Below are 7,414 nucleotides of genomic sequence, written 5' to 3' on the forward strand. Positions count from 1 at the left end.
ATGTAACCGCGCGCCCTCGGTTAGTGATCTTTTTTCATTGTTCCTTTTTCACGAAGATTAATATGCCAGCTAAAAGCCTCTTCTAACAAATGTGGTGTATGCCCTCCCCTTTCACAAGCGCGGTTATAATAGTCTGATAGCTGCTCCCTATAATCGGGATGTACGCAGTTCTCAATAATTACTTTCGCTCGCTCACGAGGCGCTAAACCACGCAAATCTGCCAAACCATAATCTGTTACCAAAATATCGACATCATGTTCGGTATGATCTACGTGAGAAACCATAGGAACAATATGAGAAATTGCATCCCCTTTAGAGGCTGCCTGTGTAACAAAGATGCTCAAATAAGCATTACGTGCAAAGTCACCCGATCCACCGATACCATTCATGATATTTGTTCCCGAAGTATGGGTAGAATTTACGTTTCCATAAATATCAAACTCTATGGCTGTATTAATTGCTATAATTCCCAAACGTTTGATCAGTCCAGGTGTATTGGAAATGTTCTGTGGGCGCAATACAATTTTATCGCGGTATCGATCCAAATGATCGAACACTCTTGAATAACACTCTTCCGAAACAGTAATTGAAGAAGCAGAAGCAAAATCCAGTTTTCCAGCATCGATAAGGTCAAAGGTACTATCTTGCAACACTTCAGAAAACATCGTTAGATTACGGAACTTACTATGTATAAATCCAGTTAGAACAGCGTTAGCTACTTTTCCAATACCCGCTTGGAGGGGCATCAAGCTTTCTGACAAATGACCTAGCTCTACCTCATTTTCGAAAAACTGTAAAATATGCTTCGCTATCGCTGTAGTTTTGGTATCCGGTTCAGCAATATCGGCTGGGCTATCAAGCTCATTCGTAAACACAATTCCCACCACCTTGCTTGCGTCCAAAGGAATAGTTTTACGCCCAATTTTATTTTCAGGTGCTACAATCGGAATAACATTACGGCGAGGGTAATCTTCTGCTTGGTAAATATCATGTATCCCTTTAATCGTCATCGGTATCGCAGTATTGACCTCCAAAATAACCTGCTTAGCCAATGCAGCAAAAGTAGCCGAATTTCCCACAGAAGTCGTTGGAACAATACTTCCGTCTGATTCTATTGCTGCTACTTCCAAAACAGCAATATCCACCTGAGGCAAATTCTTATTGTGCAGCAATTCGGCTGTTTCGCTTAGATGCTGATCAATAAACAGCACATCCCCGGCATTAATTTTATTACGTAAAATACGATCTACCTGAAAAGGCATCCGCTTGGATAGTGCCCCCGCTTCCGCCAATTTACCGTCTGTTCCATGTCCCAACGAAGCCCCAGTAATCAAGGTTATTTTCAATGGATCCACTTTTGCACGTTCAGCCAAGGCTGGTAACACAACCTTACTGTCTCCAGCCTTAGTAAAACCACTCGATCCAACGACCATTCCGTTTTGAAATAGCTTAGCAGCTTCTTCCGCTGTAATCACTTTATCATGTAAGCTTTGAACTTTTATTCTTTCGTAAGCCATATTGTTATAGTTTGATTTTATTCCATTATTGTAAACTTAAGAAATTGAAACCTATATATTTCCCTTATTTGTAAAGTTCTTTGTTATATTTTCCCACCTCTTAACCAAACAATTTTAGCATTTTTTTAAACTGCATATTTATTACCATTCGACACAAAATTATCCAAACGAGACTAAAAAGACACAACTAGCTATAAATCAAAAATATACAACAAATCATAATAAAAAAATATTTTATATCACACTGATCGATAATATATATCACACTGATAACAAACAACTTACAATAACAAAGGCAAAACTAAAGTAAGTAAAGACTAACTCTCTCGTCGATTAATTGCCATTTTAACGTAAGCATACACTCACTTTCAAGAAGTAAAGGTGGGGTCTAGTAAAAAAGTCTTACCTTTGTGACATAGTATTATAGGTTAAAATGAATACACAAGATATAACGACAGATGCTAAATATGTCAACCGTTATTATATGACGGAAGTAGACTCATTTGAAGATAGCATTTACTGTCACCACGCCATTATTGCAGAGAATCATATTTCCGAACATTGCCACGATAAGGACCAATTTTTATATACAGAAGGCGGTGTCGTATTTGTTAAGACAGAGGAAAAATCATATTTTCTACCTGCCCGACATTATTTGTGGATTCCCGCTGGAATAAAACATAGTATTCATCCAAGTACACCGGAGGTCGTTATGCGTAATTTGTACTTTCCCAAAACCAATAATGACGCACCTTTCTATAGCAAAATGGGAATCTATCCAGTAAATGATCTTTTGATAGAGCTGATTATGTTTACCAACCGCTGGAATGGCAATATCTTTCCGGTCGAAGAACCTAAATATAGTATCGCTACAGCATTTAAACTTATCTTGCCGGAATTATCGCTGCATGAGCTTCCATTGGCCTTACCCTATCCTAATCATCAGAAATTAAAGGATATCGTTACTTACCTCGAAGAGAATATAGAGGAAAATGTCAGCTTTAAAAAACTTGCCGGATTATTTAACATTAGTGAACGTACATTAGCCAGACTATTTCAAAAAGAATTAAATATGTCTTTTATCCAGTACTACACGATTCTCAGAATGCTGACTGCTCTTAAGCTCCTTTTAGACGAAAAACTAAGTGTAAATGAAGTTGCACTCAAAGTTGGATACAATAGTCTCCCCACCTTTAGTAACACATTCAATAAGGTCGTCGGTATCCGTCCAAGCGAATATGTCAAACAAAAAGAATTGCTTATTTAAAAATGTTTACCTAATTTAGGTCAATAAACCTAATTCAGGATGAAATTCAAACATATCATTTATAGTGCTGGAATTTTATTGCTCAGCACTTCTTTATTTGCCAAATCTCAAGATAAGAAACCCAAACCCATTCAGTTATTTAATGGGAAAGATTTGAAGAACTGGACCCCAAAAATCAGAAACCACAAAGTTGGGGATAATTATAAAAATACATTTCGTGTAGAAGACGGTTTACTCAAAGTAAGATATGATGGTTATGATAATTTTAATTTTCAGTATGGCCATCTATTCTACAATAAAGAATTCTCAGCTTATTTATTGCGCGTCACTTACAGATTTGTTGGTGAACAGGTAAATGGTGGAGAAGGTTGGGCCTGGCGTAATAGCGGAGCCATGCTACATGGACAGGATCCTAATACCATGGGGGTGGATCAAGACTTTCCAATATCGATCGAAGGGCAACTGTTGGGTGGAAATGGCAAGGACGAACGGACCACAAGTAACCTTTGTACACCAGGCACAAACGTTGTAATCGACAATAAGCTATTTACACCACATTGCATCAGCTCAACATCAAAAACCTATGCTGGAGATCAATGGGTAACTGCTGATTTCTTAGTATTGGGAGACTCACTTGTGCAGCATATCCTTGAAAACAAGGTCGTATTACAGTATAATAAACCCCAAATTGGTGGCGGCAATGTAAGTGGTTTCGATCCTAAAGTGAAAAAGGATGGTCAGCTTTTAAGTAAGGGGACTATTTCACTGCAGAGTGAGAGTCATCCCATTGACTTTAAAAAAGTGGAACTTTACGATTTAGAACCTTACATGAAAGATCCCAACAAATTGAAAAAGGTCATCGCGGAGCTACTTCCAAATTTGCAACAATAAAAAACACTCCAAGTCAGTTTTAAAATAAAAAAGCATCGAATATCGATGCTTTTTTATTTACCATTCGCTTGGAAAGAGAAATCCAAAGTATATAACATAAAGAAAAGGGATACAGCGAGCTGTACCCCTCTATATCTATACGAAAAGCTTACGCTAAACCGTTAACAAATTTTGTTAACTTAGATTTGTTGTTAGAAGCTTTTTTCTTGTGGATCACATTTTTCTTTGCCAAACGATCAAGCATAGAAATTACGCGTGGTAACAATGTTTTTGCTTCTTCTGCAGAAGTAGTGTGACGTAATTTTTTGATTGCGTTACGTGTAGTTTTTGCTTGGTAACGGTTTCTTAAACGTTTAGTAGCGTTTGCTCTAATTCTTTTGATCGCTGATTTATGATTTGCCATTTTTTTTAGCTAATTTTTATTCAATTTTTTCTTGTAATTCGGACTGCAAAAATAACACCTTATTTTCAATATTCAAAATCTATTTTATTTTTTAGGTTTAGTATATTTGCGACATGCAAAAATTATCGATGGATGAACTTCAACGTACAGATGTTGAATCGTTTAAAAAACAAGAAAAAACTCCTATCACAATCGTTATGGACAATGTACGGAGCATGCATAATGTAGGCTCGGCCTTCCGTACTGCAGACGGATTTGCTATTGAAAAAATATACTTGTGTGGCATTACGGGCACACCTCCCCATCGCGAAATCGAAAAGACCGCCCTCGGGGCTACTCAATCAGTTGCTTGGGAATACCACAAAGATACCACAGCTGTTGTTGATCAGCTTCGGTCAGAAGGTTATGTCATTATTGCCATCGAGCAAGCAGATGATAGTGTTATGTTACATCAGTTTGAACCAGAAAATGACAAAAAGTATGCATTGATTTTTGGAAATGAGGTCAATGGAGTAGATGAAGATGTCATGGAAAAAATTGATACCTGCATCGAAATCCCCCAATACGGAACCAAACATTCCTTAAATGTATCTGTCGCAATTGGCATTATTCTTTGGGATTTTATCCAAAAACGCAATTTCAATTAAAAATTTATCAATAAAGGTCACATTCCTATTCACATTGCTTCCATTTTAGAAAGCAAAATAGTAGATTTGTGTGCAAAATTTAAAGAAGAAATGAGTGTATTAGTTAATAAAGATTCAAAAGTAATCGTTCAAGGTTTCACTGGAAACGAAGGTACTTACCATGCTACTCAAATGATTGAGTACGGAACAAATGTAGTTGGTGGTGTTACTCCTGGTAAAGGTGGTCAACAACACTTAGACCGTCCTGTATTCAATACTGTGCAAGATGCAGTTGACACTACAGGAGCTAATGTTTCTATTATTTTTGTACCTCCAGCATTTGCTGCAGATGCGATCATGGAAGCTGCCGCTGCTGGTATCGAAGTGATTGTTTGTATTACAGAAGGTATCCCAACAAAAGATATGATCCAAGTAAAATCTTACTTGAGCGACAAAAACTCTCGTTTGATCGGTCCTAACTGCCCAGGTATCATCACTGCAGGCGAAGCTAAAATCGGTATCATGCCAGGATTTATCTTCAAAAAAGGTAATGTAGGTGTTGTTTCTAAATCAGGAACTTTAACTTACGAAGCCGTAGATCAAACTGTAAAAGCAGGATTAGGTATCACAACAGCAATCGGAATTGGTGGTGACCCTATCATTGGTACAACAACGAAAGAAGCTGTTGAATTATTAATGAATGACCCTGAAACTGAAGCGATCATCATGATCGGTGAAATTGGTGGTGGAATGGAAGCTGAAGCTGCTCGTTGGATCAAAGAACACGGTACTAAACCTGTTGTTGGATTTATCGCAGGTCAAACAGCGCCTCCAGGACGTCGTATGGGACACGCTGGTGCAATTGTAGGTGGTGCAGATGACACTGCTGCTGCAAAAATGAAAATCATGCGTGAGTGTGGTATTCGTGTTGTTGAATCTCCAGCTGAAATTGGAAAAGCAATCGCAGAAGAATTGGCTAAATAATTAGACCATCGAGCATATAAAAAAAAGGGAATCAAATTTGATTCCCTTTTTTTTATACCTAATAATTAGATGACAACATTAACTAGACATTGCTTCGTCTGCCGACGGTCCATATAAGCCCGGTACAGCAATATCCAATAATCGCAAATAAACAGTCAACTGACCACGATGATGAACGATATGATTATTGACAATAAAACGTATCGCTCCCGCTCGTGGCAAACGGGCAATCTCATGGTCCCCAGCTTTAAGCACCCATTCATTAAACCAATCCAATTCGGCGATATCCGCTAGTGTTGCCTTGTTCTCTTCCAGTCCAAGAGTGAGGATTGTTTTCAACTCTTCGACAGAGGATACTTTGAGAGGCTTATAATCTACTTTAAAATCAAATACGTCCTTTGGTATTGCCTTGTGTACCCAGTTATGTAACTCGACAACATGAGCAGCCAATTCGCCCAAACTCATCGATTTTTCGTGCGGGCGCCAATCCAATTTATCGTCCGGTATCCGATCTAGAATACGTTTGGTATTTTTTGTTTCGTGATCCAATTCGATCAAATAGCTCTTTTTGATACTCATATAAATACTAGTTCATTAATTGAAAATCTTTTAATACGGTAACAGCATAGGGGAATTCCACTGCCTTATGTGCTGCTGCTCGCGCAATTTCTCCCTCTACATAGGTTACTTTGAGCGGTAAAAATGTATTGTTCAGTATATTTTCATGGAATAACGCCTCATACCAGGTACAGGCAGCAACGAAACGTCCATAGTTCAGATTTAGGTGATAACCATCACGTGTAAAATTATCCCCCACAAAACTCGAACGTGCATTCTGAACAGCTGTACCCGAAGGAATCAACAGATCGAAATTACCCCAGTTAAACACCTCTTGCGAAGTATTGGCAATAGCCCTATACATACTATCTTGGCTACGGTTATAACGAACAAAACCTTCATGCGATGAACCGTTCTGATATGCCCAAGTTTGATGCAATATATACTTAGTTTCAGGAAATAGAATATGTTTTGTTACATAATCATATAAAGGTGGCAGATCCTTCGCATACGAATCATAATCTCCTGATAGCGGACTTGCTTGCTGAAAGCTAATATAATCCCAAGCCTCATCGATAAGCGCTTCAGATAAGCGCTCATTTGCTTTCTCGGACATTTGCCCGTCAAGATTTATTTTCCGGTAGCGATAAGCTGGCTTATCATCTTTTGCGTTACTTACATGTAAACTTAGAGGAGCTCCCCCAATATAGAGATTGCCGATCACTATCTTTTTCTTGCCGGCTTTCGCCAATTCATATAAATTCTGTTCAATAGCATCTTCCGAGAAACTATTACCGATGGCCAATATTCGTAGCACACCATCATCCAAAGACTTATTTTGCGCATTTAATCGATTATTCCTCAAAAAGAATACGATTAAAAAACCAAAAACCAATACCTGTTTTACTTTTATCATCATATAATGCAATAACAACTAAATTAGATAATATCTCGTAGAAATACGAATGATATACCTAGAAAGGGAGATTTTCTCCCATCTGTAAGTTATCGAGACAGCAGCTGGGACAGGGATATCTGCTCATAAAACTTAATAATAGTGGAAAATAGCTGTATAACATGTAATTCTGATAGCTATATCTTTAGCCACTACCAGTATACTTCCCAACAGTCAGATAACATATAAAATTAGTTATGACAAGTAACTACT

At 37.9% G+C, this 7,414-nt stretch carries 8 protein-coding genes; 4 read left to right on the top strand and 4 right to left on the bottom strand.

Annotated features, from left to right (window positions below; all coding sequences use genetic code 11):
• Nucleotides 1-20: 20 nt before the first annotated feature.
• Nucleotides 21-1,517: a succinate CoA transferase gene (locus tag B4N43_RS20005; RefSeq protein ID WP_070564668.1), complete on the bottom strand. Its 1,497-nt coding sequence runs from the start codon at nt 1,515-1,517 to the stop codon at nt 21-23.
• 433 nt (nt 1,518-1,950) lie between these two features.
• Between B4N43_RS20005 and B4N43_RS20010 the strand changes: the two genes are divergently transcribed.
• On the top strand, nt 1,951-2,784 hold the full coding sequence (locus tag B4N43_RS20010) for an AraC family transcriptional regulator (protein ID WP_075991193.1): 834 nt from the start codon (nt 1,951-1,953) through the stop codon (nt 2,782-2,784).
• Nucleotides 2,785-2,823: 39 nt separating this feature from the next.
• A complete protein-coding gene (locus B4N43_RS20015; protein ID WP_075991192.1) occupies nt 2,824-3,675 on the top strand; it encodes a 3-keto-disaccharide hydrolase in 852 nt (283 codons plus the stop codon).
• A gap of 148 nt (nt 3,676-3,823) precedes the next feature.
• Here the strand turns inward: B4N43_RS20015 and rpsT are convergent, their stop codons facing one another.
• The gene (rpsT, locus tag B4N43_RS20020; RefSeq protein WP_046671646.1) at nt 3,824-4,078 is read right to left on the bottom strand and encodes a 30S ribosomal protein S20; all 255 of its coding nucleotides are present in this window, start codon (nt 4,076-4,078) and stop codon (nt 3,824-3,826) included.
• A gap of 113 nt (nt 4,079-4,191) precedes the next feature.
• Between rpsT and B4N43_RS20025 the strand changes: the two genes are divergently transcribed.
• Together B4N43_RS20025 and sucD are read left to right on the top strand one after the other, a co-directional pair.
• Complete coding sequence (locus B4N43_RS20025) at nt 4,192-4,725, top strand: RNA methyltransferase (protein WP_070564659.1); 534 nt, start codon at nt 4,192-4,194, stop codon at nt 4,723-4,725.
• Between the two features lie 90 nt (nt 4,726-4,815).
• A complete protein-coding gene (gene sucD, locus B4N43_RS20030) occupies nt 4,816-5,688 on the top strand; it encodes a succinate--CoA ligase subunit alpha (protein WP_070564656.1) in 873 nt (290 codons plus the stop codon).
• A gap of 78 nt (nt 5,689-5,766) precedes the next feature.
• Here sucD and B4N43_RS20035 read toward each other — a convergent pair whose 3' ends face one another.
• Nucleotides 5,767-6,267 carry a DinB family protein gene (locus B4N43_RS20035; RefSeq protein WP_145328157.1) on the bottom strand — a complete coding sequence of 167 codons (501 nt, stop codon included), beginning with the start codon at nt 6,265-6,267 and terminating at the stop codon, nt 5,767-5,769.
• Between the two features lie 7 nt (nt 6,268-6,274).
• Nucleotides 6,275-7,165: a DUF4886 domain-containing protein gene (locus tag B4N43_RS20040; RefSeq protein WP_244294465.1), complete on the bottom strand. Its 891-nt coding sequence runs from the start codon at nt 7,163-7,165 to the stop codon at nt 6,275-6,277.
• Nucleotides 7,166-7,414: the final 249 nt, after the last annotated feature.

Origin of the sequence: Sphingobacterium sp. UBA1897, from assembly GCF_002337775.1 — a bacterium.
Taxonomy (GTDB): domain Bacteria; phylum Bacteroidota; class Bacteroidia; order Sphingobacteriales; family Sphingobacteriaceae; genus Sphingobacterium; species Sphingobacterium siyangense.

What these genes read in the sequence shown, in the direction of transcription:
- B4N43_RS20035 (WP_145328157.1), bottom strand. Translation starts at nt 6,267, where the DNA reads ATGAGTATCAAAAAGAGCTATTTGATCGAATTGGATCACGAAACAAAA.
- rpsT (WP_046671646.1), bottom strand. Translation starts at nt 4,078, where the DNA reads ATGGCAAATCATAAATCAGCGATCAAAAGAATTAGAGCAAACGCTACT.
- B4N43_RS20025 (WP_070564659.1), top strand. Translation starts at nt 4,192, where the DNA reads ATGCAAAAATTATCGATGGATGAACTTCAACGTACAGATGTTGAATCG.
- B4N43_RS20010 (WP_075991193.1), top strand. Translation starts at nt 1,951, where the DNA reads ATGAATACACAAGATATAACGACAGATGCTAAATATGTCAACCGTTAT.
- B4N43_RS20005 (WP_070564668.1), bottom strand. Translation starts at nt 1,517, where the DNA reads ATGGCTTACGAAAGAATAAAAGTTCAAAGCTTACATGATAAAGTGATT.
- B4N43_RS20040 (WP_244294465.1), bottom strand. Translation starts at nt 7,165, where the DNA reads ATGATGATAAAAGTAAAACAGGTATTGGTTTTTGGTTTTTTAATCGTA.
- sucD (WP_070564656.1), top strand. Translation starts at nt 4,816, where the DNA reads ATGAGTGTATTAGTTAATAAAGATTCAAAAGTAATCGTTCAAGGTTTC.
- B4N43_RS20015 (WP_075991192.1), top strand. Translation starts at nt 2,824, where the DNA reads ATGAAATTCAAACATATCATTTATAGTGCTGGAATTTTATTGCTCAGC.